Genomic DNA, 26,201 nt, shown 5'->3' on the forward strand with positions numbered 1-26,201 from the left:
TCTGTAAGGAATTCCTCCAGCTGGATCAGATGCAAGAAAAGATATTAAAAAGGGAATTTAAAAGAATGTATGCAGTTACATGCATTCTTTTTTGTCTTTCAGTGCAGGAAGTGTCTCATTCCTGTGAATACCATCGATATGTTCAGGCGATTTGCAGTATTGATGACTTCATCATCTCTGATCGATCCGCCTGGGGATATGATATATTTGATGTTGCTTTCGTCAGCATGGATTATGCTGTCGTCGAACGGGAAGAAAGCATCCGATGCCATAACACATTCGGAAAGTATGGATTCCCAGTACTCTTCAAAGGATATCTCCGGCTTCTCCCTTTCGTAGATCATTTCCAGGTTCTCTCTTGCTTTTGTGGTTGCAAGCTTGCGGATAGAATCAACACGGTTTGGTTGTCCTGCACCCATTGAGACCATCACAAAACATTCTTCGCTGTATTCATATGCCAGAGTTACTGAGTTTGACTTTGTACTCTTACAGGCAGCGATACAGAACTCGGATAGTTCACGCTTGTCTTCAGGATATTGTGCATCTGTTACACATTCCCACTTCTCATAGAGGCCGACATTCCTTTGCTGTTTTAGCATACCTCCAATGACATACTTGTAGGTGCTGTCTGTGTCAAAGCTCTCATTGAACTGTGGAAGCTCAAGCAAGCGAAGGTTCGCGCTCTTATCCTTCAGGTATTGCAGCGCATCATGCTCGAATCCCGGTGCAAGGATGATCTCGACGAACTTTCCTTTGAGGAATTCTGCAGATTCCATGTCGAATACGGTGTTAGTGCAGATTATACTGCCAAAGGCGGATATGGGGTCGCCGTCCCATGCATGCTGCAATGCTTCAGTAAGGGTATTTCCGGTTGCAAGTCCGCAGGGGTTATTGTGCTTGACAATAGCAACAGCAGGTTTCCTGTTCCCGACCTCTTTGATGGTCTGGAGTGCATTGTCGGCATCAACATAGTTGTTATAGGAAAGCTCTTTTCCATGCAGTTGTTTTGTATTTGAGAGTGCAGGTCCTTCAATTCCTTTCTCTTTGTAAAATGTTGCTTCTTGATGCCAGTTCTCACCATAACGCAGTTTGACGCCATCGGTGAAGCTCATACGAAGAACGTCCTCGCCGAGCAGTGTTTTGCTCAGGTATGTGTCAATGGTGCTGTCATAGTTTGCAGTGTGGCGGAATGCCTTGACTGCAAGGTTTTCCCTTGTCTTGTCAGAAACTATGCCTGTTGACCTTAATTCCTTGAGTATGTGTCCATAATCCTCCGGGTCACATACCACGGCGACAGATGAGTAGTTCTTTGCAGCAGAGCGTAACAATGTAGGTCCGCCGATATCTATATTCTCGATCGCTTCTTCAAGGTTAACACCTTCCTTTGATACTGTTATCTCAAAGGGATAAAGGTTGACTGCAACCATGTCGATAAGTTCTATAGATTCCTTTTCTGCCTCTCCCATGTGTGAAGCATTTTCTCTCAGGCACAAAAGGCCACCGTGTATCCTTGGATGCAAGGTCTTTACACGGCCTCCCATCATTTCAGGGAATCCGGTCACTTCTGAGACATCGGTAGTCTCAATACCCGCATCACGGAGCATCCTTGCAGTTCCGCCGGTCGATATGATCTCTATGTTCAGTTGCTCCAGTCCTCTTGCAAACTCTACGATTCCAGTTTTGTCAGAGACGCTCAGCAGTGCTCTTTTTACCAAAAAATCACCAAATTATGTTGTTATATATTATGTATAAACGTTCTGGTTGGCCAATTTAATACATTGGTCCGCTTCATCATCCAAATTTCACGATCGGACAAATTTCAATACAGGCACCACAGTGGGTGCATGTCTTTCCAATGACTGCTTTCTCGTTTTTGACGGTAATGGAGTTGTTTGGGCATTTTCCCACACAGACGCCACAGCCCATGCATTTCAGGGCACGTCTGACCGATCTTTCCACATTTGTCATGAACTTGCGTGCACTCTTCTCGTCATTGCCTCTTGCAGTGATCGTTCCTGAGGCAAAGATCTGTGCACGGTCATCGTCATGCTGTACTGAAGCGACCCCCTCAATATAAGCAGGCTTTCCGGCAGCACGAAGCTGTCCGGTATTTTCAATAAGCTCCATGTCAAGTGCAATGCCAAAGCTGCCTTCTGCAGACATTCCACCTTCGCGGCATGGCCTGTATCCGGAGGTCACAGCAAAGTTCAGGTTACCCTTTACTTCGCTCTTTGGTATGATATTGATCCCTTTCTGTTTTGCCACTTCTGCAATGGCAGGCGGCAGGGTCTGCCATCTCCATAATCCATGGTCCACCCACTCTTTCGAGAGTCCCATACGCTCTGCATATTCCAGCAGGTAGTCATTAAGTCTCTTTTCCATCTGTGGGTGTGTTTCCTTTAAACGCACAATGTCTGCCAGTGATGAGGACGGGCACAACCAGCATCCTATCCTGTCAAAACCGCGTTCATACATCACGTTGTATGGTACCCCGGTCTTGAAAATATAAAGCCAGACGTGCATTGCGGTCCAGTCCTGTATTGGGGATGCCCCCACCTGGTTCCCTACCCATGGGTTCTTCCACACACGTTCGCTCTTTGCCCGGGCATCGGACTCATACTTTCTCTGGCCGATAAAAGTGAGACATCCGTTCTCGTAGTTCTCTTCGATTATCTGTGTGATGGGGCCGAGCTTACATACCTTGCAGCACCAGCGTGCTTCCACAGATGGCGGTCCGAAATTATCAACGCTGTCCCAGAATGCTTCCTTTGCATCTTTTGTCCTGAGGGGCTTATTGTATAATTTCTCGATCTCTTTTACATTCTCGACGGTTTCAGGGAATTCCAGTCCGGTGTCTGCAAAGAGAAGATCAAAATCTTCCAGGCATTCACTTGTCAGTTGTAGTACCGCAAGACTGTCCTTGCCACCGGAATATGAGACAGTGACCGGTTTTTTAACGGTCTCGTTTACGTTTTTGATAAATGAATGTGCTTTCTCCTCAAAACGCTCGAGGATGATAGAGTTCGCCTCAACGGCATCGTCCCAGGTCTGGCCACCTTCAGGAACGCTCAGTTTTTCAGGCTTGCCTTTCCAGCGGGTCTTGACACCGACACCACGCTTGTGTTCCAGCATATCGGCACCTGACATGCGTGCTCGACCGGCAGCTATTATATCTCCTTCGGGAGTAAGTACGACCGCCTCATCGGAAATCTGTATCTCCGGGTCGGCATCAACGATCCCCGGTGCAAGTACGCTTGCACCCTTTAATATGAAACTCACAGCTCCGCTGTCCAGTACGACCCATCCCTTCATGTCCTTGAGGTCCTTTCCTTCGAAAAGACGTCTTGCGCCGGGTAGTCTTGGCAACAATACCCACTGCAGCTTTTCTATCTCAAAACGAATGCTTGCGAGAACCTCTCCGTCAACGATGATCTCTTCCATCCTGTCATCGTATGGGGCCTTGTTCATTACAACAAGATGACCTTCCGGTATAAGCGGTGCGTTGAACTGTTTTAGTGAAACGGCATTGATATGATCGATGTCATACTGGAATGCCGGACGTATATCGCCGGGAGGGGTGACCTCAACCTTTTGAGTGCTTTCCCCACAACTGCATTTTTTCCCAAGTACGGGCACATTGCAATGACTGCACCAGTGGAGAAGCAGTTTTCCAAGATATACAGGTTTTGACATCGTAGTTGGTCACTGGAAGAATGCATAAATAGGTTTTGGGTGCTGGAACCTTTTCAAAAGAGTTTGGAAGCAAGAGATGACTTCGCAGTAGTGCAGAATTTTTTAAAATTGCAATATTTGCAGATGGTGCCTTCTTTTCTTTCAGGCAGGACCCCTTCCTTTATAGTGTCAACACGCTTTCGTATTTTCAGAACTTGTCGGCGGTCTTCCGGTCTGATCTTTACTTTTCGGATATTTCCATGTCTTGCATATTGAACAAAACCATGCTCGACACTATCCTCGTAGTTGTCTTCGAGAAGCATTGCAATGGCTGCAATGTGGATCCTGTCATTTCCCCAAACACCGGAATCCGGGCATTTACCTGTTCTGATACTAAGCGGTACCATCTTTTCTTTGTAGTGCACAATTGCAGAAGGTATCCCGGTCATCTTCAGTTTGTCGGAGTGCAATACCGGCTCTGTGCGGCATGGCCTGATCATCTGTATGATCTCTTCCCGACCATGTTGTCTGATAGTTTCCGAAAGGTTCATGGCAATGCTGTCGATCTGCTCAGAAACAACATTTTCAGCAGTTTCCAGCACTTTGAAAGGCAGGTCTCGCAGCTCGGTCGAATATATTAGTTCCAGCTCGGTCTTTACACGCTCCATTTCGATGTTAAGTTCGTCATGGATATTCTGTTTTTCACCCGTAGCTCTCTCAATAGCATCAGGATATCCAAGGGAAAGTTCCTTTAGCATCATGTGCTCAAGGTATTCTGGGGTTATTTCCGGAGCAAGCTTATGGTTTCGGTAAGCATAGTAGACCTGTCGGGGACACTTTAGGTACAGGGTCAGTTCAGAAACATTTGCATGCAGTTTGAGATCTATCAAGGGCATGATTTATAGAACATTATCGGCATTTTATAAATACTTGAACAACATAAGGATTTTTATTCGTCAATTGTCGTAATACCATACGCTAAATATATATGTAGATTAATCCTCTTGACTAACGAAGCATGACCGAAGATATGGCCCATGAGAACATCCGTCAGCGTTTGGCTGAAAAGATGGCAGGTGAGATCACTTTATCTGAGAAGCCCGGAGAGGCTTTGAAGAAGTGGCGATTGAACTTTGATATTGCCCAAACCGATCTGTCTGGTTATCTTGGTGTATCTCCTTCTGTGATAAGTGATTATGAAAGTGGCAGAAGGAAATCTCCCGGTACTCTTATTGTAAGTAAGATCGTAGACGCACTTCTGGAGATCGATACCTCCAAAGGTGGACAGAAGATCCATAGCTATGAAGGTATGCTTTATACTGATCCGGGTGCCAAGGCAGTGTATGCCACGTATGAATATACGTATCCTATACAGCTTGCAAAGCTTGCAACCCTGATCGAAGCAGATGTTGTGAACAAAGGAGTTGAAAAGCCGCTTTACGGTTTCACTGTTGTGGACAGTAAAAAGGCCATTCTTGAGCTTTCATCCCATGAGTTCCAGAAATTGTATGGCTGGAGTACCGAGCGTGCAATGATATTCACAAAGGTCTCTACCGGAAAATCACCAATGGTGGCTATCCGCGTCACGAATCTGAAACCAGGTGCAGTGGTCATTCACGGAATAAGGGGTAATCAGGTAGATCCGATGGCCAGGAAGATGGCAGAGATAGATCGGATACCACTTCTTGCAACGACAATGGATATTGATGAACTGGTGGATGTCCTGAAAAAGTACAGCCAGTATCATATAATCGAGTGAAAGAGTATCTCTTTTAGATACATCTTGAAAACTTTTAATACATCAAAAGGTGAATAAAAATGAGTGTAGGGATTGTCTCGTATGGTGCTTATATTCCTAAATACAGGATAAAAGTAGAAGATATCGCCCGTGTATGGGGAGATGACGCAGATATTCTCAGTGCAGGCCTGATGGTAAATGAAAAATCAGTACCTGACATGGATGAGGATACTGCTACGATTGCAGTGGAGGCTGCAAGGTCCGCAGTAGCACGAAACAACATAGATCCCAAACGTATAGGGGCCGTTTATACGGGTTCTGAAAGCCACCCTTATGCTGTAAAGCCTACCAGTACTATTGTAGCTGAGGCCATTGAGGCAACACCAGTTATGACAGCAGCTGATTTTGAATTTGCCTGTAAGGCAGGTACGGCTGCGATCCAGGCATGTATGGGTCTGGTCTCCAGTGGAATGGTAGATCTTGGACTGGCCATTGGTGCCGATGTTTCCCAGGGAGCTCCTGGCGATGCACTGGAATACACTGCAGCAGCAGGTGGTGTCGCCTGTATCATCGGTAGCAAGGAATCTGAGATGGTGGCGGTCATTGAGGATACTTACTCATTTACTACTGATACCCCTGATTTCTGGAGACGTGAGGGTATGCCCTATCCTGAACACGGTGGAAGGTTCACCGGAGAGCCAGGATATTTCAAGCACGTTAGCGGTGCTGCAAAGGGCCTGATGGAAAAGATGGGTACATCACCTTCTGATTATGATAATGCTGTTTTTCACCAGCCAAACGGCAAGTTCCCTTCAAGGGTCGCCAAGATGCTGGGATTCAGCAAGGAGCAGATCAAACCCGGTCTGGTCGTTCCAAGGCTGGGCAACACCTACTCCGGTTCATGCATGATGGGTATTGCCGCAACACTTGACCAGGCAAAACCAGGTGACAGGATATTCGCAACAGCATTCGGTTCAGGAGCTGGCGGAGATGCCTTCAGTTTCAGAGTGACCGACAAGATCGATGAGGTCCGCGATGCTGCACCTACAGTTGAAGGACTGCTGGCAGATCCGATCTATATGGACTATGCAATGTATGCCAAGCATAAAGGAAAGATCAGGCTTGGATGAGGGGTGTTGATATGAGAGACGTAGCAATTATTGGTGTAAAGAACACAAAGTTCGGTGAGATGTGGGAACGCTCCTTCAGGGATATCGTTGTGGAAGCAGGTATCGGAGCTATTGAGGATTCAGGAGTTAGCGGCGACAGGCTGGATGGTATGTATGTCGGTAACATGAGTGGCGGACAATTCGTTGAGCAGGAGCACATTGGTGCTTTGATCGCTGATTATTCAGGTCTGGCATTGGACCTTCATATTCCTTCAACCCGTGTGGAAGCAGCCTGTGCCTCAGGTGGTCTTGCATTCAGGCAGGCTGTGATGGCAGTTGCTTCAGGCCATGAGGATATTGTGATGGCAGCAGGTGTTGAAAAGATGACCGATGTTTCATCCACAGCAGCGTCTTCAGCTCTGGCAGCAGCGGCAGATCGTGAGTGGGAAGGCATAATGGGGGCAACGTTCCCCGGTCTTTATGCAATGATCGCAAGGATGCACATGCATCAGTATGGCACTACCAGCGAACAGATGGCATCTGTGGCGGTCAAGAACCACAAGAACGGTTCCATGAATCCTATTGCACAATACAAGAGCCCTATAACCGTGGACAGTGTACTGAACTCCATCATGGTGGCAGACCCATTACACATATTCGATTGTTCTCCGATAACAGATGGTGCTGCGGCAGTTGTCCTGGCTCCTGCGGATGTTGCACACGAGTACACGGACACTCCTATATACATAAAAGCAACAGCACAGGCAAGCGATACCATTGCACTGCATGACCGCCGCGACATCACAACACTGGATGCATCCGTTTCAGCAGGAAAGCGTGCATTCGAGATGGCAAAGATGACAACTAAGGACATCGATCTTGTTGAGGTCCATGACTGTTTCACCATTGCAGAGATATGTGCTATCGAGGACCTTGGCTTTGCAAAGAAAGGCGAGGGTGGAAAGATGACTGAAGAGGGAGAGACTGCGATCGGCGGAAAAGTAGCTGTGAACACTTCCGGTGGTCTGAAGTCATGTGGTCATCCTGTTGGTGCTACCGGTATCAAGCAGGTCGTAGAGGTAACCCAGCAGTTGCGTGGAGAGGCTGGCGGACGTCAGGTCGACGGTGCTGAGGTTGGAATGACTCACAACGTCGGAGGTTCCGGCGCGACAGCAGTTGTACACATTTTAGCGAGGGAGAGGTGATATTAGATGTCTGTAGCAAGATTCTGGAGAAAGCAGATAAACAGGTATAATCTGGTTGGAACACACTGCAAGACCTGTGATTCATACTATTATCCCCCACGTAACGTCTGCCCTAAATGCAGGCGTGATGGTGAGATAGAGTCTCACAAGTTTTCAGGTCCCGGCGAGATAGTGACCTACACTATCATCCACACAGCAGCAGAAGGGTTTGAACATCAGGCTCCTTATGTGCTTGGAATCGTCCAGCTGGAAGAGGGTCCAAGGTTCACAAGCCAGATAGTTTGTAACCCTGTGGATGCGCATATCGGGATGAAGGTCAAGCCAGTGTTCAGGAAGCTCGGTGAGAGCGGCGACAATGGTATGATCTATTACGGAACCAAATACGTTCCTGCATAAGATGATCGAGATCGAGATCAAGGTGCGCGCTGACCATGGTCCTGTCATGGACAGGATCCTGGTAATGGGTGCACTAAAGGTCCGAACTGAAGAGCACCTTGATGTGTATTACAATGCACCTCATCGTGATTTTGCAGAAACTGACGAAGCATTGAGATTGCGCAGTGTCAACGGTGGCACGCGCATGACCTACAAGGGCAGGAAGCTCGACAGCGTCTCTAAGACAAGGGAGGAATTTGAAACTCCTGTGGATGGAGAGGCAGCAAAGGACATTCTTGTCTCCCTTGGTTTTTTTGAATCCGGAATTGTAAAAAAAACACGGGATATCTACCGATACGATGATATCACCATCTGCCTTGATTCAGTTGAAGGCCTGGGTGAGTTCGTGGAAGTAGAATTAGTGGCAGATTCGGATATTGATCTTCACAGGGAACGGTTGTTCGAGTTCCTTGAAAGCATCGGGATAAAAAAAGAGGATTCCATCCGGACATCCTATCTTGAGATGCTGATGGGGAAATAAAAGATGGCGATGTGGAAATCCTCAACCAGGTAAAACACATGATACTGACATACCTTTCAGGATTGTGTATCAATAACTTTAGCTTCACTTTTTTTACTTAAGTTCTATACTTTTTGCACGGATTCTCTCCATACTTTCTCTTCAGAATTGAAAATATTGTTTCAGCTAAATTACGTCGAGGATAGATATTTTCATCGAATTTATATTTCATCCATTATATGCTATTACTAAAAAAGTAATTACAAATTCAGCTTTCTTTTTGATATTTTGATGATTTGAAGATAAAATATATATAATGATCTCATGGATAGTGTTAATAGTAGTATATAGGGTTCGAATTTGGTATAGGCTGATTTATGATTAGCTTTTTTTATTTGGTGATAACATGGAAAGGAAAAAGATGTCAAGGATTTTAATTCCAGTTTTTATAGTCATTGCTTTGAACGTACTTAGTGGAGTTGTGGCTAAAAATATAGTACATGATGATCGTTTAATCCAAATTTTACTTATGGGATTTTTTATTATTGGGTATCTTGTCTGCTGGATTGTTATTAAGTTGGAAATTTAATAAGGGGGATTAATCTAAATCTCTGTTTTTTGCCGGTTGGCATAATGTGCCTGTATATCGGCTATGTAAAAAGTCAGACTTAACTGTCTTATAGTTCTTCATCTTTTTCTTTGGTATCATGGAGTTCACATCCCTTTTTGCAAGCAGAAACATGAAACTTCTTATTATTAAAATTGTATCAGCTTAGCTGAATTTAGAGAAAAAGACTCCTACAGAGCCAAAAGTTTGGTATAGATAAAAGGAGAGCATCTCTCCTTTTTTTTAAATCAGGTTTGAGATCAAATTAAATTTATCATTGAATCTGATCTCTCACTTGTATTTTTGTTCGGTTTTAATTGATACTTGCACTTAATTTTACAAATGCAAATTCAAGTTTACATTATGCCGTTTCCGGCATTGGTTCCTTTCTCAGGCTGCAACAGGATTGCTTTGCCGTCCTCGTCGGTTCCTGCAAGTATCATACCGTTGGACTCCACTCCGCAAAGCTTTGCAGGTGCGAGGTTTGTAAGTACAAGGACCTGCTTGCCGGGTAATTCTTCCGGTGAGTGTGATTCCTTGATGCCGGCGACGATCTGGCGTGCTTCTTCTTCGCCAAGGTCGACCTGCAGCTTAAGCAGTTTCTTGGATTTCTTTATCTCTTCAGCAGAAACGATGGTTCCTATTCTCAGGTCAAGCTTTGAAAAGTCGTCGAATGTGATCAGTTCTTTCATCTCCTTTGGTTCTTCTTTTTCTTCCTTGCCACTTTCTTTTGCAATGGCTTCCTTAACTCTTGCAGATGCAATAGCTTCCATCTGTTCTGTCTTTTCATCCTCTATCTTCTCAAAGAGGATGGATGGTTTTTCAAGTGGTGTACCACTCTTAACAAGTTCAGTGGCTTCAGCATATCCTGCGGCATGCACATCTGTTGTCATTCCGACCTGCTTCCATGCATCTTCCATCTTGCCTGGCAGTATCGGTTCAAAGAGCAGGCACAGTGCTTTTCCAAGCTGTATGCAGTTTGCAACAACTTCTCCACATGCTTCCTTGTTCTCTTTGATGAGCTTCCATGGTTCGTTGGACTGGAAATAGCTGTTTCCATATGATGCCAGTGCCATTACGCTGTCGGCATATTTCTTGAACTCATAGTTCTCCATTGCCTCATTTGCAGCTTCAATAGTTGAATTGATCTCATCCAGGGTTTCCTGCTTGATCTCTCCTGCAGGTATTTCCTTGAAGTTCTTGTGGGTGAACAGGAGTGTCCTGTACAGGAAGTTTCCGAAAACTCCTACAAGTTCGGTATTGATCTTGTCCTGGAATACTTCCCATGAGAAGTTCAGTTCCTTGGTGTGGGATGTATAGCTTGCGAGGTAGTAACGGAGCAGGTCCGGGTGGAACCCGTGGTCGAGGTAGTCTTCTCCGACCCATACGACATATCCGCGGCTCTTTGAGAACGTCTTATCCTCGATCTTCACCATTCCTGATGCAACAACTGCCCAGGGCTGGGTGTATCCGGCACCTTTGAGCATGGCCGGCCAGAAGATGCAGTGGTGGTAGATGATATCTCCGCCGATGAAGTGGATGATACGGGAATCTTCTTTCCAGAACTTCTCCCAGCTCTCATTGTTTGCCTCAGCCCATTCCTCGGTGAACGCGATATATCCGATAGGTGCATCCACCCATACGTAGACAACAAGGTCATCGTGACCCGGGAAGCGCACTCCCCATTCAAGGTTCCTTGTGATGCACCAGTCGGTCAGCTCCTGCTTGACCCATCCAAGGGCATAGTTCCTTGCATTGAGGGTCCCTCCGAGGTTTTCAAGATGCTCTATAAGGAAATCCTTGAACTGGGACAGCTTGAAGAAGAAGTGCTCCTGACTCCTGTATTCAGCAGGTCCGTTGCATGTGGTGCAGGTCGGATTCTCAAGTTCTCCCGGTTCAAGATGCTTTCCGCACCCCTGGTCACACTCATCTCCTCTTGCCTCTTCCTTGCAGTGAGGGCATTTTCCTTTCACATACCTGTCGGGAAGGGACCGGTCACATGCCGGGCAATATGCGATCTCGATGGTCTTTGGGAAAACATAATCGTTTTCGATAAGCTTGTTGACAATTTCAGTAGTACGGTCGTGATTTGTCTGGTCATCGGTCGTGCCGAATGCATCGAACATCACGCTCATTTCCTTGAAGGTCTCATCGAAATGCTTATGGTATATTTTGATAAGTTCCTTGGGGGTGGTGTTCAGCTCTTCCGCGTTGAAGACGATGGGTGTTCCATGAGTGTCGGAACCACATACGAAAGTGACCTCCTGTCCGGTCTTACGGAGGGATCGTGTGAATATATCTGCAGGGATATATGTGCGCAAATGGCCGACGTGTGCCTTTCCATTTGCATATGGCAGTCCGCATGTTACGAGGACTGGTTCATTGGATGGGAATTTGGACATCTTTTATCTCCATTATCATTAGTTTCCTTTTGCATGGTCTACAATAATAAAATATATTTCGCTTATATTATCAACAAGAGAAGCTTTTTGAATGTTCAGGTCAATCTACAATATATATCAGAGGTATTGGATGACCAATAGTGAAGAACCTTTTACTTTAAAAGATGATGAAGACCTTCTGGATGAAGTCCTGGAAGAATCCACCGAGGAGGTGCCGGATCTGGGGGCATTTGAGATGACTCCGGAGCCTGACTATACTGAGATCCTGGACAATGCTCATGAGGATGGTGGTATGACAGATAATGTTGTTGTGCCCTCAGTAGAATCTCCGGAAGAAGATATTGTAGCATATAATCCTCCTGTGGAGGTTAATGAAGGTGAATCAACAACACCTCCAAAGGAAGCAATGGACGTAAAGGAAGTAAAACAGGCTACTCAAAGCCCGCCTGCTCCGAAAAAGAGCCACAAATGGCAATATGTTGCATTGTTCTCCGCATTGCTGTTGATAATCGGTGGAAGCTTTGCAGCCATTTACCTGTCCTTCGGTGGTGAGATATATACTTCTGATAATCAGGTTGCAGTTATCTATGTGCAGGGAACCATGCTGACGGGCAATCTCCCCTCTGGCTTTGGGTATGCAACATCTGAGGATATATGCAACAGTCTGCGTGAAGCTGCAGCCGATGAAGGTGTCAAGGCCATAGTGCTCAGAGTGAACAGCGGAGGGGGTTCTCCGGCAGCAGCAGAGGAGATCATAACTGAGATCGAGAATGTCCAGGCACAGGGCATACCGGTAGTTGTTTCAATGGGCGATGTGGCTGCAAGCGCTGCATATCATATTTCCGCACCTGCAGACCTTATACTGGCAAACCCTTCAACGATAACCGGTAGCATAGGTGTGATCGGCGTTTACACGAACCGGTCGGAATATTACGATAATGAAGGGATAGATTTCTACATATCCAAATCCGGTGAGTTCAAGGATATGGGTGGCGACTGGAGAGGCCTGACCCCCGAGGAAAAGGAGTATGCCGACACGGTCGTTCTCAAGGTATATGACCTGTTCATTACCAGTGTCGCAGAGCACCGTAATATGACAAAGAGTGAGGTCAAGGATATTGCCGATGGTCGCATTTACATTGCTGTGGAGGCAAAAGAGATCGGGCTGATCGATGACTTTGGTAACCTGTATGATGCCATTGATGCAGCTGCAGAACTTGGAGGTATCGAAGGTGAGCCTACAGTATACTATATTAACAGGCCTTCTCTCTCGAGCATACTTTTTGGTACCGAGAAAACCTTTTCAACAGATTCTGTTGAGCAGCTGGCAAGTTACTATAAGGAAAGTCCGGTAGGTACGATCGTCGAGTGATCGGCGATCAATTTTTTTAGTTGATGATCTAAATTAATGTAAAAAAGAGAGGTGATCCATGTACCGGACACCTGATCTTATCGATAATTCCAATTCTTATTTTTATTGATCAACATCATCCGATGTTGGAAAGTTCCCATCCGAGATGTTCCTTTATAATTGTGTAGGCCATCTGTGGGGGGAATGCTCCGACCTCTGTTATTATCATGTCAATGTATTCGGCAGGTGTTATGTCGAATGCAGGATTTTTCACTTTCACATTTGGCATTTTTGCAAGGATCTCCAGGTCGATCACTTCTTCTGCGGACCTTTCTTCGATATCGATCATGTCGCCAAGTATCGTGTTCGGGCTGAACTTGAAAGTTTCAGCAACGCTCAGGACATTTTTCCTTGCTTCGTGTGCAGCATGTGCCAGCTGTGATGTTCCTACCTTGTTGACAAGAGCACCATTGACTGTTATTGCATCAGCACCAACTATTACGGTATCGACTTCTTTCATGGAATATCTGACCGCAGAATCCACTATAAACGTGGTTGGAATGCCGTAATCGTTCAGTTCCCTAATGGTGAGCAACCCCTGTCTTCTCGGGCGTGATTCGGTTGCTATGACCGAGATATCTTTGCCCTGTTTGAAAGCTGTGGATATGACCGAAAGTGCTGCATGGGAATTGCAGTGTGTCATGATAACATCCCCGTCATGTATCCTTTTGGCACCGATCTTTCCCATTTTATCAAGAGCTTCTCCTGCCTGCTTGAGGAAGACGTCTGCGTTTCGAATAATCTCCTCACGCGCTCCTGCCACATCATCGGAACTGTGACGTTTTGTGATCTGCACTGCATTTGGTAAGGATACGGCAGTCGGACGTGTCTGGATAAGGATATTTGCGGCCTCATCCACTTTTTTGTTAAAATCTTTTATATTGGTGACCTTGAGGCTCAGTACATAATCACGAAGTGCAGCAGAAGCGGCTTCAGCTATCCTTCCTGCTCCACGTATCTCCATGGTCCTGATCTTTTCAGCGGTATCAAGTAATTGCTGCATAAAGATACATTGGGAGTGAACGCATTTATATGTATTTGGTTATGTGCCGGGCTTCAGTCCTGTATGCGTTTTCCGACGTATGGTGGTAGTATCAATAGCAATGCGTAGGAGATCCATATTGATGCATATGCATAGTAGTCCTGATCATAGATGGTCAGGTACATCACAAGGTCAAGAAGTGCATTTATTGCGAGGAAGGTCACTCCGAGAGCAGTTGCCTCCACAATTTTGTCCACTGCATTTTCAAGATATCTCTTTGAAAGGTATGGTATTAACAACAAATATGCGATAAGTACCGGGATGGATATGGCCGGCATTTTAGAAATATAGTCGATGGCTGCTATCTCAGATAATGCCGGGGTCATGAAGACAACGGTTCCCCACACAAAACCGATCGTCCAGATGAGGAGTGAATATCCAATTGCTTTCAATGCTCGGTATAGTTTGTAGCTCATTTAAGTACCTCTATATTATCATCCGGAGCTATCACTTATATATTGATGTCAAATCCGCCTCACTTATATCAAATCAGGATAAATTAGCCACCATGAACGCAATGGTCTCAATAGATCCTGCAAACGGGAAGGTCAATGGTGAGTTCGAATTTCACTCTCCGGAAGAAGTAGATTCGATACTGAAAAGGTCCGGTGAAATGTTCCTTGAATGGAGTTCACTTGCTGCTGCAGAGCGGGGTGTCTATCTTGAGGAGGTCGCTGCTATGCTTCGAAAGGAGAAACAAGACCTTGCAGAGACCATTACAAAAGAAATGGGTAAACCCATAAAGCAGTCGCTTCCGGAGGTTGAGAAATGTGCAAGCATGTTCGACTATTTTGCCTCCAATATCGAGTCACTTCTTGAGCCTGACGTTGTGGATGACGATCCGTCAGCTTTCATTTCATTTGAGCCCATGGGCACGATACTTGCTATCAAACCCTGGAACTTCCCTCTCTGGCAGGTACTAAGTGCTGCTTCCCATGTACTTGCAGGCGGGAATACCATGGTTTTGAAGCATTCCAGTTATGTTCCGATGTGTGCTCTAAAGATCGAGGATATATTTGAGAAAGCAGGTGTTCCAAAAGGTGTATTCCAGACACTTCTTGTAGACGGACCTGCAGCTTCCTCATTGATATCAAGACCGGAGATCGCTGCGGTCTCATTTACGGGTGGTCTTCCTTCAGGTCAGAAAGTGGCTGAAACGGCGGGTAGGAACATGAAGAAATGTGTTCTTGAACTTGGGGGCAGTGATCCTTTCATCGTATTGAATGATGCCGATATTGAAATGGCTGTAAAGGTCGCGGTTTCAGGTCGTTTTATCAATACCGGTCAGACATGCATTTCATCCAAACGCTTCATTGTGGATGAGGCAATCGCAGATGAGTTTACAGCTCTCTTTGTGGAAAAGACCCGTGCACTTAAGCTGGGTGACCCTATGGACCCTGAAACAGACCTCGGTCCGCTGGTGCGTGAGGATCAGATCGCACTGCTTGAAGCGCAGGTGCGTGAAGCAGTTTCGATGGGTGCTAAAGTAGAGCTTGATGGCGGCAGTATAGAAGGCGAGGGCTACTACTTCTCACCTGTTGTTCTCTCGAATGTGACAACCGATATGGAAGTCATGAGGGATGAAACATTTGGCCCGATAGCTCCTATCATTGCAGTTAAAGATGAGGTTGAGGCCATAAGAGTTGCCAATGCGACGGAGTTCGGCCTGGGTGCCAGTATCTGGAGCGGGGATGAGGTAAAGGCTTCCTCACTTGCATGCCAGGTCCAGGCGGGTGTTGTTGGCGTGAATGGATTTTTCAGGCCCGAGGCAAATTTACCATTTGGTGGTGTGAAGAAGAGTGGAATTGGAAGGGAGCTTTCAAGGTTCGGCTTCTATGAGTTCATGAACATCAAGTCCACAAAAGTGTATTGATAAGTTGTAATTAATGAGGGTTGATGAGGCGTGGTCCATTACAGGCGGTGATCCTTCCAATGACTTCCTTTAAGGATCTCAATGACTTTCCTGAAGATCTTCGTGATCTTATTCCCAAACGTTTTGATGTTATCGGGGATGTTGCAGTTGTATCCATTCCTCCTGAATTAGTGGATCATAAATTCTCTGTCGCAGAGTATGTAGCTTCAAGGAGGGGCAATATTCGGGGGGTCCTTAACAAGGTGACGAAGCTGGAAGGTGATCATCGTGTCGCTGGGTTTGAGCTATTACTTGGTGATAGCTCGCTAACAACTCATACGGAATTCGGGATGCTGTATAAGATGGATCTGAAGGACGTTTTTTTCAACGGTAGGCTTGCATTTGAGAGAAAGCGTGTCTCTTCCCAGGTTCAGCAGGGGGAGGACGTATTGGTTCCTTTCTGCGGTGTCGGTCCATTTGCGATCCCTGCTGCAGCAAAAGGTGCAAAGGTAGTTGCTCTTGAGAAGAACCCGGCAGCCTGCAAATGGCTGGGGGAGAACATCAAATTGAACCATGTGGGCGATAATATAAGTCCTGTCCTTGCAGATGCATCATTTATTGAAAATATGCTGGATGCAAAGTTTGACAGGGTAATAATTCCAACCCCCTATGGAATGGACCGTTTCCTTGAGGATGTGCTTCCGCTTGTAAGGAGTGGTGGATATTTGCATTTCTGTACGTTCAAGACCCGGGAACAGATCGAAGGTCTGATGGGAAAATATTCCGACATGGGACTCAACGTTATCAGTCACCGTAGGTGTGGGAATGTTGCTCCTGGTGTTAGCAGGTGGGTATTCGATATGGTTAAGGTGTGACCTCCGCCCTCTCATCATCTGCAGGCGGTAAAGGTTATTAGTTGTGCTATTCTAATTGCTGTGAACAGTTTGTGACTAAATACAATTTACTACCGGGGTCTTTTGATCATGCAGACAACTATGGATAAGGAAAGTTCTACAAATATCATCATTATCTGTTCGACTGTCGATATGGCAGGTCAGAACATAAAAGATCATTTGCTCAGGCTCAGGAAATGGAGCAGGTTGGAGTTACCACCCGGTCTAGTTGGAGACCTGTCCGAGGTATATGAGAGTGGCAATTTCCGGATCGTAGAAGTTAACAAACATCATATCTATCTGGAAAATATAGACGAGAAACTAAAAAAAGCAGGGTTCCCCTGTGATCTCATGATTTTTGCTTCCAAGCACAGGAGTGCGGATGGACGCCGTTTGCTCACGTCTCATTTTACCGGAAATCCAGGATCAGCCGATTTCGGTGGAAATCCGGGCGAACTGGCAAAAGCAGCTCCATTTGCTTTGCGTTCAATTCTCCTGTCAATGTCTGAAATGGTTGGTGACACTGGCTATGACGTTTCTATGGAGTCAACGCATCATGGTCCTTCAGACCTGAACGTTCCTTCGGTGTATGCGGAGATCGGAAGTTCGGAATCAGAATGGGTCGATACTGCTGTTGGTGATATAGTTGCCCGTGCTATCCTTGCTGTGGATCCGATAAAATGTCCGGTTGCAATTGGTTTTGGTGGCGGGCATTATGCTGCAAGGCAGACTGGCCTTATTTTTAGTTCTGATGTGACATTCGGGCACAATTTCCCGAATTACCAGATACAGAATGTTGATGAGGATATGTTCCGGCAGGCAGTTGAGATGTCAGGTGCCGACCTGGTGTACTGTGACAGGAAATCGTTGTCTTCGGGCGACCGGAAGAAGATAAGTGATCTGACGGATTCATCCGGTCTTGAATTACTAAGGGAGAGTGACATTAAGGAGATGAGGGGTGTCCATTGGGATGATTTCAGGATATTCCTGCATAAAGTGAAGGAGCATGATCCCTCGGGTCGGGTAAAGTTTTCCGAAGGTATCCGGAAAAGGTTGGGTGAGTTGGATCAAACCGGGTCAGGTAAAGATATTATCTCTGTCATAACTGTCAGGGCAGACCGGGAACTTATCAAACTGGTTAAATCAGTGGACATTGTAGCTTTGAAGAACGTACTTCAAAACTCAAATATTGTGTATTTTGAATTAGAGGATGCTACTGTTTCAAATGTGTTCTTTACTTTCTGGAAGCAGGATGCAGAGGATTTCCTTACCTTTCTGGTAAACGAATGCATTAAAATACTAAAAGGACGTTATGATACTGAATACGTTTCCGATGAAAACGTGTTGCGTATTACGGATGATAGGTTCAATCCCGATCTCGCACGAAAAATGGGAGTTCCTCCGGGTCCCATGTTTGGGAAACTGGCCAATGGTGAGTCGGTTACAATAGACGGAAGGATCATCGGGCCAGAAATGGTACGTGAAAGGACAAAAAAAAGTTTTGTGTTAAATAACGCAATCCTTTGAGTAAAAGATGGTAAAGTATAATACGAATATCCAACATGTGTATTGCATTAGTATTGTATAATTCCAATAATACATTTGATCATTTTGCTATAGTGGAGAATATATTATGAAATCCATAGTAGAAGAGGCATTGGCACGATCGGTAGAAGAGACACAAATCCGTTCCAGCGTCCCGGAACAGAATGACATCAATGCGGAACTCGAAGCGATGCTTAGAGATCTGCAGACGAACATCAAGGTCATTGGTTGCGGCGGCGGCGGTTCGAACAGTGCTCAGCGCATGGCGCAGGAAGGCATCAAGGGCGCAGAGCTTGTTGCAATAAACACAGATGCTCAACATCTTTTGAATGTTTCTACCGAGAGCAAGATCCTTATCGGCAAGAAAAAGACAAGAGGTCTTGGTGCTGGCAGTCTGCCACAGATCGGCGAAGATGCTGCACTTGAAAGCATTGATGAGGTGCGTGGGATCGTAGATGGTACTGATATGGTGTTCATTACTGCAGGACTTGGCGGTGGTACCGGTACAGGTTCCGCTCCGGTTGTTGCAGAGGCTGCACGTGATGCAGGTGCTTTGACAATTGCCGTAGTAACTCTTCCGTTCGCGGTTGAAGGTCAGGTAAGGCGCACAAACGCCGAGGCAGGACTTGAAAGGCTTAGGGATGTTGCAGACACAGTTATTGTAGTTCCTAATGACAAGCTTCTTGAGGTTGTCCCAAGATTACCATTACAAGCTGCTTTCAAGGTCTCAGATGAGGTTTTGATGAGAGCTGTAAAAGGTATTACCGAGCTTATTACAAAACCTGGTCTTGTAAACCTCGATTTTGCTGATGTAAGGACCGTCATGCAGAACGGTGGCGTGGCAATGATAGGTCTTGGTGAGGCAGACGGTGAGAACAAGGCTGTGGAATCTGTCCAGAAAGCATTGAGGAGCCCTCTTCTTGATGTGGATATCTCAGGTGCTACTTCCGCTCTTGTGAACGTTGTAGGTGGTCCGGATATGACCATTGCAGAAGCAGAGAGTGTTGTACAGGAAGTCTACAGCAGGATCGACCCTAATGCAAGGCTGATCTGGGGAGCACAGGTAGATCCTGAGCTTGAGCACTCTGTCCGCACAATGCTTGTTGTAACAGGTGTGAAATCTCCGCAGATATATGGAAGTGGAAGTTCCCAGAACGTTACTCGAAAATACGGTATTGATTTCGTAAAATGAAAAGGAGTTATCTCCTTCTCTTTCTAATTTGAACCAAATTGTTTTTGTAGGGTTCAATCGAAAGGTATTTTATATAGTACGTTATTTAAACGCCGCTAGAATTTATAATATGATCGAGGTGTTGGTACTCTGAATTTGGTCAACCCCGGTCAATCATATGTAATATACTGAAACTGGTTGTGAGAAGTTTGGCAGGTAATATGTTTGAAGCGCCTAAGATAAACCGTAATGTCGGTCAAGTCCTTAAGTCATACCTGAGGGTATTGAAATTGTCCAAGAAGCCTTCAAAGGAGGAGTTCCTCATGATCTCTAAGGTCGCTGGTGCCGGTATTCTGGTGATCGGTTTTGTTGGTTTCATTATTTACGTACTGCTGACGGAATTACCGAAGTGGGTGTAACTTTATGAGTGAAGATGCCGCTATATTTGTTGTTAAGACAACTGCAAATCAGGAGCGCTCAGTTGCCGGGATGCTGGCTCAGGTTGCCAGGAAGGACAATCTCGACATCCGTGCTATAATTGCTCCGGATGAGCTTAAAGGGTATGTACTTCTGGAATCATCCGATTCCGGTGCTGTAGAACAGGCTATTCAGACGGTTCCTCATGCAAGGACCGTTGTTAAAGGCCAGTCCAGTATAGCGGAGATCGAGCATTTCCTTACACCAAAACCAACCGTCACAGGTATCGTGGAAGGTGCGATCATCGAGGTAACCTCCGGTCCTTTCAAGGGCGAAAAGGCACGTGTAAAGCGTGTTGATGAAGGCCATGAGGAAATAACGGTCGAGCTATTCGATGCGGTTGTACCAATACCTATAACTATACGTGGTGATACTGTACGGATACTCAGGAAGGAAGAATCCTGATTTGTACTGTATGATTATATTCATTAACTAAAACTAAATTTATAAAATTAAAAAGGTGAATCTTTAATGGCAAGTGTTGTAGAAGCCTTGGTTCCTGGAGGTAAAGCAAATCCGGGCCCTCCTCTTGGTCCAGCATTGGGACCTCTTGGTGTAAATATCAAAGACGTGATCGATAAGATCAATGACAAAACTAAAGATTACAATGGAATGCAGGTTCCTGTTAAGGTAATTGTTGATGACGACAAGAATGTCGAGATCGAAGTGGGTACTCCACCAACATCCGCATTGATCCTTAAGGAACTGAACATTGAGAAAGGCTCCGGTGAATCCGGTACTGTCAATGTTGGTGATCTTTCAATTGCACAGGCTGCAAAGGTCGCTCGCATGAAGAAAGACGATATCCTTTCCTATTCCCTCAAGGCTGCAGTAAAAGAGGTCATGGGTACATGTGTGCCAATGGGTGTTACTGTAGAAGGTCTTGATCCAAGGGAATGCCAGAAAGCTGTTGATGAGGGCAAGTTTGACGAAGCTCTTGCAGCAGAAGCATGGTAATAAGGATTGATCTCTGATCTTAGTATCAGATGAACTGGTCGGCCGCTCTGGCTGACCGATAAGTTTAAAATAATTGCTTCATTATTGAAGTGCTCGTAATTGAGATGAAAATCTCCTTACTTTAACCGTAGTAGGCCGTAGCGGTCGCATCGGTTGGCATACAATCTCGTGTGCCTGCCGGATACGGGGTTAAGACCCTGTATCTGAACATTTGTTCATTAACTACGGGAGGAATAGAATGGTAGAAGAGACTACTTTAAATCTAGTAAAAGAGTTAGTCGAAGGGTCCCCTGAACGTAAGTTCTCCGAAAGTGTGGATCTGGCAATTAACTTAAAGAACCTCGATATGAGTCAACCCAAGAACCGTGTGGACGAAGAGATAATTCTTCCCAATGGTCTTGGCAAATCCCTTAAGATCGCTGTTTTCGCAAAGGGTGAAGTTGGACTCAATGCTAAAGATGCTGGTTCAGACTATGTTCTGACCGAAGAGGATATCAAAGAACTTGGCGAGGATAAATCCAAGGCAAGAAGTCTTGCAAATGAGTGCGACTTCTTCATTTCAGAAGTGCAGTACATGCCTCTGATCGGTAAGACCCTCGGTGCAATTCTCGGTCCTCGTGGAAAGATGCCTGTACCTTTGACACCCGATAAGAACGTTGCAGATCTTATCAACAGTACGAAGAACTCTATTCGTATAAGGTCAAAAGACAGACTTACGTTCCACGTAGCAATCGGTCGCAGAGATATGGATGTCGAAAAGCTGGCAGAGAACGTCGAGACAGTTCTGAGCAGGGTCGAGCACTCACTCGAAAAAGGTAAACATAACCTTAAATCGGTCTATGTTACGACTACTATGGGTAAATCTGTGAGGTTGGTATAATGGCAGAACTTCACCACAGTGAACATATCCCTAAATGGAAGAAAGATGAGGTAGACGACATCAAGGAACTCGTCACATCATATCCATTATTAGGTGTTGTGGGTATTGGAGGCATTCCTGCAAAACAGCTTCAGGCAATGAGAAGGAGCCTTAAGGACGTTGCTGTCCTGAAGGTGTCCAGAAACACTCTCATAAGAAGAGCACTCGATGAGTCATCCGATGACATTAAGAAAATGGATGATTATGTTGAGGTTCAGACTGCACTGATATTCACAGAAGAGAATCCTTTCAAACTCTACAAATTGCTTGAGAAGAGCAAGAGTCCTTCCCCTATCAAAGGTGGAATGGTCACCCCTAATGACATTGTTGTGGAAGCAGGTCCAACAAGCTTCCCACCAGGACCTATACTGGGCGATATGCAGGCTGCAGGAATTCCTGCTGCTATCGACGGCGGTAAGGTCGTTATCAAGGAGACCAAGGCAGTTGCAAAGGCCGGAGAGGTCGTACCTCAGAAGCTCGCAGCTATGCTTACAAGGCTGGAGATCTATCCACTTGAAGTGGGTCTTGATCTAAGGGCTGTTATGGAAGAAGGATCAATCTTTACTCCTGACGTACTCGCAATTGATGAGGGACAGATCTTCGCAGACTTCGTACAGGCTACTCAGCAGGCATTCAACCTGTCTGTCAACGCAGTGTACCCAACAACCGAAAACATCAGCACATTACTTGCAAAAGCAGCTTCAGAATCAAAGAACGTTGCTGTCAACGCTGTGGTATTCGAGCCGGATGTTATGGATATCCTGCTTGGCAAGGCACAGGGCGAGATGATGTCTGTTGCATCAGCAGCATCTGCTAAGGATGAGGGCGCAGTTGACGATGAGCTGAAAGAGGCACTTGGATCAGCTGCATCAGCAGCACCAGTTGAATCTGCAGCTGAAGAGGTCGTTGAAGAGAAGGAAGAAGAAAAAGAAGAGGAAGAAGAGGGCGGCATGGCTGCTGGTCTTGGATCACTCTTTGGATAAACTACTATTAAAAAATTAATATTAATAACATAAAAGGTGATTTACAATGGAATACATATACGCAGCACTTTTACTACACAACGCTGAGAAAGACATTACAGAAGAAGCAGTTACTGCAGTACTCACTGCAGCTGGAGTAGACGTTAACGATGCACGTGCAAAGGCACTTGTTGCAGCACTCGAAGATGTTGACATCGCAGAAGCAATGGCAACCGCAGCATTCGCAGCACCTGCAGCAGCATCAGCAGCAGCACCTGCAGCAGCAGAGGCAGCAGCTGAAGAAGCTCCTGCAGAAGAAGAGAAAGCTGAAGAAGAAGAGAGCGGCATGGCTGGTCTCGGAGCACTCTTCGGATAATTTCTTTCAAACGATACTCGCATCATGCGGGTATCACCAATCTTTTTTTATCTTTAATTACTTTAATTTAATAAAATCTGGACTATACTTCTTATTGTTTGGTCTCTCTATCAGAACTACCAATGGTCATAAATCCAATAGGGCAACTTTGTGATCGATCATAAACTTATTTTTAAGTCATTAACGACTGACCATTGATCTTTAGCTTTCATCGGTAAGCTCAAAAAATGGAATTGTAGTTGCTGGACGCCATTTTTCAAGGAATAGTAGCATATGATATTTCATAAATATATGCAATGGCATCATTCCCATTATTGAGAAAAGGATTAACAATGCTATCTCTATGGCAGCAAACGGTGCAAGGATCAGCCATATTATGCTCTGCTGAAGGATCCCTGAAAGAGCAAAGTATATTATACCGTCAATGAACAGGAAGACCAATCCCGGGATCAGTATTAGGGAGAGTATAATGATGCCGAAGACAACCCCTCCTCCGGTCCATAGAATGAACCTTCCGAACCAGTAACCTATCATTTGTTTCCAGTCCTGCCTGAATGTTGCCACTACTTTTTCCAGGGCTTCAATAATCCCGATCTTATCATACATGGCAATGGGGATGCATAGGTAGATGAAAGAGTATATGATGGCACTAAATATAGATATTATCAATATTACTGCAACAAGGCTCATTCCTCCTGCAATAAGCATGGGCATGAAGCTTGTGGATGGATCATTGATTATCTGAATGATCAGGGGTAGTGCTGCCATTATGAATATGGCAAAGAAACCGATTGCCAGAACAAAGCGTATTATGAAAAGGTTCAGTCCCATTTTCATGTATTTTTTAGAGTATTCCCAAAAACGAACGTCGTTTTTTGTGATGGATTCCACAAAAACAAAATCCATTACTGATGAAATGTACCACAATATTAGTATAAACAGCCCGATGGTTCCCACAACTGCAAGTATCAGGGGCAGATCGGCCATGGATGTTATCTGATAAAAGAAACCATTTCCATCCGGAATGTAAGAAAAAGGGTGTCCTGGTAAGTCACTGTTGCCTGTGTTAGGTGTTGAAACGTTGTAACCTGAACTGCTTCCTCCGCCTGCTAAAGCGACTATTATAGCAAGTTTCAGCCACTTCTTTAAATCGAACGGTTCCAGCAGGCATCGTCTCGTTCTTCTGAGAGCTTCACCTGCTGCATCTACTACAAACCAGTTCATAAAAAGAACTAATGATATTTATATAAAAAGGTGACCGGTAAGATCACTCTTTTGGTCTTTTAACTCCTGATCTCTTCTTAAATCCGCTTCGTGCATTCGATTTGTTGGATCCGCCTCGTTCTTCTGATCTTCCGGAGCCTCCACCACTTTTCGGCTTAGATGATGCGCTGTATCCTCCTGACCTCTTCGGTCCTCCGCGTCCTTCTGATTTTCCGGAGCCTTCGCCACTTTTCGGCTTAGATGATGCGCTGTATCCTCCTGACCTCTTCGGTCCTCCGCGTCCTTCTGATTTTCCGGAGCCTTCGCCACTTTTCGGCTTCCTTGATACACTAAATCCTTCAGATCTTTTTGAATCTCTACGATCTTCTGATCTTCCGGAGCCTTCACCACTTTTCGGCTTAGATCCGCTATATCCTCCGGACCTCTTTTGACCCCCGCGTCCTTCTGATCTGCTCGATCTGCCACGGCCGCTGGATTTGTTGAAGCTGTTCTTATCATGACGCTTGTTCTTCTCGTCCTTTATGACTACTCTTTCAACTTCAGGCACTTCTTCCTTTGTGATCGTGAACTTGCGGTGATGCCTGACCAGCTTTTGGAAAGCATCTGCTTCCCTGTCTGTCAGAACATTAATGACTTTACCTTCCTTACCTGCTCTTGCAGTTCGGCCTATTCTGTGTACATACTCATTCACATCATCAGGGATATCATAATTGTAGACGTGTGATACATGAGGAATATCCAGACCACGTGCAGCAACATCTGTGCAAACAAGTGCATGTGCTTCGCTTGAATGGAATTTGCTGAGTGTGCTCTTTCTCTTTGCCTGTGTGTGACCTCCGTGTATGGCGATCGCATCAACATCATTTTTCCTGAGGTTCTTCTGGACGAAGTCCACATTGCTTCGTGTGTTACAGAAAACCATCACTAATCCTGACTTCTCACTTTTCAGGAGATGAACAAGCAAGGAGAATTTAATGGGTTTTGGAACGTCATAATATACCTGTTCAAGTTTTTCAGGGTCCACATGTGCTTTTGCAAAGACTTTCTGAGGATCGTTCATGTACTTGCGTGAGAGGTATTTTATGTCCTTTGAAACAGTTGCTGAGAAAAGCATTGTCTGTCTGTCCTCAGGACACTCTTTTACGATGTCTTCCACATCATCGATGAATCCCATGTCAAGCATTCTGTCTGCTTCATCAAGGACTAGCATCGTTACGTTGTCCAGGTCTATTGTACCTCTTCCAATATGGTCAAGGAGTCTGCCAGGGGTTGCAACAACAATATCTGCTTTTTCCAGCTGCCTCATCTGTGGGCCAATTGCAACTCCGCCGTAAATGGATGCTATTTTTAATTTTTTATGACGGGAAAATTCCTTAAGTGAATTGTGAACCTGCTCTGCCAGTTCTCTTGTAGGTGTAAGGACCAGGGCCTTTATTCCTCTCCCAGTCTCAATCTTCTGGATAATTCCACACCCAAAAGCAAGTGTTTTACCGGAGCCTGTGGCAGCTCCTCCAATAATATCCTTTCCATCCAGAATGAGCGGAATTGCCATTGACTGAATTTCTGTCGGAGCTTCAAAATTCTTTTCTTCGATCGATCTTAGGATCGCTTCTTCGATCCCTAGGTTTTTAAATGATTCCATGGTGATTACCTGTTAGTATATATCTAATTCTTAAAAGAAGAAGAGCAACATCTTTGTCTCTCGTTCTTGGCAAATCCCCACCGGAAATCTTGTTAGAAATCA

Annotated in this window: 24 protein-coding genes; 16 read left to right on the forward strand and 8 right to left on the reverse strand. The window is 45.3% G+C overall.

The features are described 5' to 3' along the window. Positions 1-98 precede the first annotated feature (98 nt). The 3 genes from purH to E7X57_RS03250 all read right to left on the reverse strand — a co-directional run bounded on the left by purH (position 99) and on the right by E7X57_RS03250 (position 4,568). Positions 99-1,715, reverse strand: coding sequence for a bifunctional phosphoribosylaminoimidazolecarboxamide formyltransferase/IMP cyclohydrolase (gene purH / locus E7X57_RS03240; protein ID WP_135610515.1), 1,617 nt, complete (start codon positions 1,713-1,715; stop codon positions 99-101). A gap of 76 nt (positions 1,716-1,791) precedes the next feature. Beyond that, positions 1,792-3,693: a phosphoadenosine phosphosulfate reductase family protein gene (locus tag E7X57_RS03245; RefSeq protein WP_135610518.1), complete on the reverse strand. Its 1,902-nt coding sequence runs from the start codon at positions 3,691-3,693 to the stop codon at positions 1,792-1,794. A gap of 53 nt (positions 3,694-3,746) precedes the next feature. Next, positions 3,747-4,568 (reverse strand): Dna2/Cas4 domain-containing protein, encoded by an 822-nt coding sequence (locus tag E7X57_RS03250; protein ID WP_135610520.1) that lies wholly within the window; start codon positions 4,566-4,568, stop codon positions 3,747-3,749. Between the two features lie 122 nt (positions 4,569-4,690). On the opposite strand from E7X57_RS03250, the gene E7X57_RS03255 reads away from it, so the two are divergent. The 5 genes from E7X57_RS03255 to cyaB are packed head-to-tail and all read left to right on the forward strand — an operon-like array spanning position 4,691 to position 8,640. Continuing rightward, positions 4,691-5,431 (forward strand): helix-turn-helix domain-containing protein, encoded by a 741-nt coding sequence (locus tag E7X57_RS03255; protein ID WP_048193489.1) that lies wholly within the window; start codon positions 4,691-4,693, stop codon positions 5,429-5,431. Between the two features lie 59 nt (positions 5,432-5,490). After that, a complete protein-coding gene (locus tag E7X57_RS03260) occupies positions 5,491-6,540 on the forward strand; it encodes a hydroxymethylglutaryl-CoA synthase (RefSeq protein ID WP_135610522.1) in 1,050 nt (349 codons plus the stop codon). 11 nt (positions 6,541-6,551) lie between these two features. Further along, positions 6,552-7,724: a thiolase domain-containing protein gene (locus tag E7X57_RS03265; protein ID WP_135610524.1), complete on the forward strand. Its 1,173-nt coding sequence runs from the start codon at positions 6,552-6,554 to the stop codon at positions 7,722-7,724. Positions 7,725-7,730: 6 nt separating this feature from the next. Beyond that, positions 7,731-8,120 carry a Zn-ribbon domain-containing OB-fold protein gene (locus tag E7X57_RS03270; RefSeq protein WP_135610526.1) on the forward strand — a complete coding sequence of 130 codons (390 nt, stop codon included), beginning with the start codon at positions 7,731-7,733 and terminating at the stop codon, positions 8,118-8,120. 1 nt (position 8,121) lies between these two features. Further along, complete coding sequence (cyaB, locus tag E7X57_RS03275) at positions 8,122-8,640, forward strand: class IV adenylate cyclase (RefSeq protein WP_135610528.1); 519 nt, start codon at positions 8,122-8,124, stop codon at positions 8,638-8,640. A gap of 942 nt (positions 8,641-9,582) precedes the next feature. Here the strand turns inward: cyaB and metG are convergent. After that, on the reverse strand, positions 9,583-11,628 hold the full coding sequence (gene metG, locus E7X57_RS03285) for a methionine--tRNA ligase (protein WP_135610532.1): 2,046 nt from the start codon (positions 11,626-11,628) through the stop codon (positions 9,583-9,585). Between the two features lie 130 nt (positions 11,629-11,758). Here metG and sppA point away from each other — a divergent pair, with 130 nt between their 5' ends. Beyond that, a complete protein-coding gene (sppA, locus tag E7X57_RS03290; protein ID WP_135610534.1) occupies positions 11,759-13,000 on the forward strand; it encodes a signal peptide peptidase SppA in 1,242 nt (413 codons plus the stop codon). 115 nt (positions 13,001-13,115) lie between these two features. Here the strand turns inward: sppA and E7X57_RS03295 are convergent, their stop codons facing one another. Next, positions 13,116-14,042, reverse strand: a complete 927-nt coding sequence (locus tag E7X57_RS03295; protein ID WP_135610536.1) for a ribose 1,5-bisphosphate isomerase — start codon at positions 14,040-14,042, stop codon at positions 13,116-13,118. Between the two features lie 53 nt (positions 14,043-14,095). After that, positions 14,096-14,497, reverse strand: a complete 402-nt coding sequence (locus E7X57_RS03300) for a hypothetical protein (protein WP_135610538.1) — start codon at positions 14,495-14,497, stop codon at positions 14,096-14,098. Positions 14,498-14,589: 92 nt separating this feature from the next. Here E7X57_RS03300 and E7X57_RS03305 point away from each other — a divergent pair, with 92 nt between their 5' ends. The 10 genes from E7X57_RS03305 (at position 14,590) to rpl12p (ending at position 23,233) form a co-directional block, all read left to right on the forward strand. After that, positions 14,590-15,954, forward strand: a complete 1,365-nt coding sequence (locus E7X57_RS03305) for an NAD-dependent succinate-semialdehyde dehydrogenase (protein WP_135610540.1) — start codon at positions 14,590-14,592, stop codon at positions 15,952-15,954. 59 nt (positions 15,955-16,013) lie between these two features. Next, positions 16,014-16,808: a class I SAM-dependent methyltransferase family protein gene (locus E7X57_RS03310; protein WP_135610541.1), complete on the forward strand. Its 795-nt coding sequence runs from the start codon at positions 16,014-16,016 to the stop codon at positions 16,806-16,808. A gap of 108 nt (positions 16,809-16,916) precedes the next feature. After that, positions 16,917-18,353, forward strand: coding sequence for a D-aminoacyl-tRNA deacylase (locus tag E7X57_RS03315; protein WP_135610543.1), 1,437 nt, complete (start codon positions 16,917-16,919; stop codon positions 18,351-18,353). A gap of 106 nt (positions 18,354-18,459) precedes the next feature. Further along, positions 18,460-19,563, forward strand: coding sequence for a cell division protein FtsZ (gene ftsZ, locus E7X57_RS03320; protein WP_135610545.1), 1,104 nt, complete (start codon positions 18,460-18,462; stop codon positions 19,561-19,563). Positions 19,564-19,763: 200 nt separating this feature from the next. Then, positions 19,764-19,961 (forward strand): protein translocase SEC61 complex subunit gamma, encoded by a 198-nt coding sequence (locus E7X57_RS03325; protein ID WP_135610551.1) that lies wholly within the window; start codon positions 19,764-19,766, stop codon positions 19,959-19,961. 4 nt (positions 19,962-19,965) lie between these two features. Beyond that, positions 19,966-20,424 carry a transcription elongation factor Spt5 gene (locus E7X57_RS03330; protein ID WP_048193500.1) on the forward strand — a complete coding sequence of 153 codons (459 nt, stop codon included), beginning with the start codon at positions 19,966-19,968 and terminating at the stop codon, positions 20,422-20,424. Positions 20,425-20,490: 66 nt separating this feature from the next. Next, positions 20,491-20,976 (forward strand): 50S ribosomal protein L11, encoded by a 486-nt coding sequence (locus tag E7X57_RS03335; RefSeq protein WP_135610553.1) that lies wholly within the window; start codon positions 20,491-20,493, stop codon positions 20,974-20,976. Between the two features lie 238 nt (positions 20,977-21,214). Further along, positions 21,215-21,856, forward strand: coding sequence for a 50S ribosomal protein L1 (locus E7X57_RS03340; protein WP_135610556.1), 642 nt, complete (start codon positions 21,215-21,217; stop codon positions 21,854-21,856). Then, positions 21,853-22,878 (forward strand): 50S ribosomal protein L10, encoded by a 1,026-nt coding sequence (locus E7X57_RS03345; protein ID WP_135610558.1) that lies wholly within the window; start codon positions 21,853-21,855, stop codon positions 22,876-22,878. The genes E7X57_RS03340 and E7X57_RS03345 overlap by 4 nt, the downstream gene beginning before the upstream one ends. A gap of 46 nt (positions 22,879-22,924) precedes the next feature. Continuing rightward, a complete protein-coding gene (gene rpl12p / locus E7X57_RS03350; protein ID WP_135610560.1) occupies positions 22,925-23,233 on the forward strand; it encodes a 50S ribosomal protein P1 in 309 nt (102 codons plus the stop codon). A gap of 201 nt (positions 23,234-23,434) precedes the next feature. On the opposite strand, the gene E7X57_RS03355 is transcribed toward rpl12p, so the two are convergent. Next, entirely contained in the window at positions 23,435-24,457 is a 1,023-nt protein-coding gene (locus E7X57_RS03355) for a hypothetical protein (RefSeq protein WP_135610562.1), read from the reverse strand. 43 nt (positions 24,458-24,500) lie between these two features. Next, positions 24,501-26,099, reverse strand: a complete 1,599-nt coding sequence (locus E7X57_RS03360; protein ID WP_135610564.1) for a DEAD/DEAH box helicase — start codon at positions 26,097-26,099, stop codon at positions 24,501-24,503. Positions 26,100-26,201 lie beyond the last annotated feature (102 nt).

The organism is Methanococcoides sp. AM1, assembly GCF_900774055.1.
In the GTDB taxonomy this organism is placed as follows: domain Archaea; phylum Halobacteriota; class Methanosarcinia; order Methanosarcinales; family Methanosarcinaceae; genus Methanococcoides.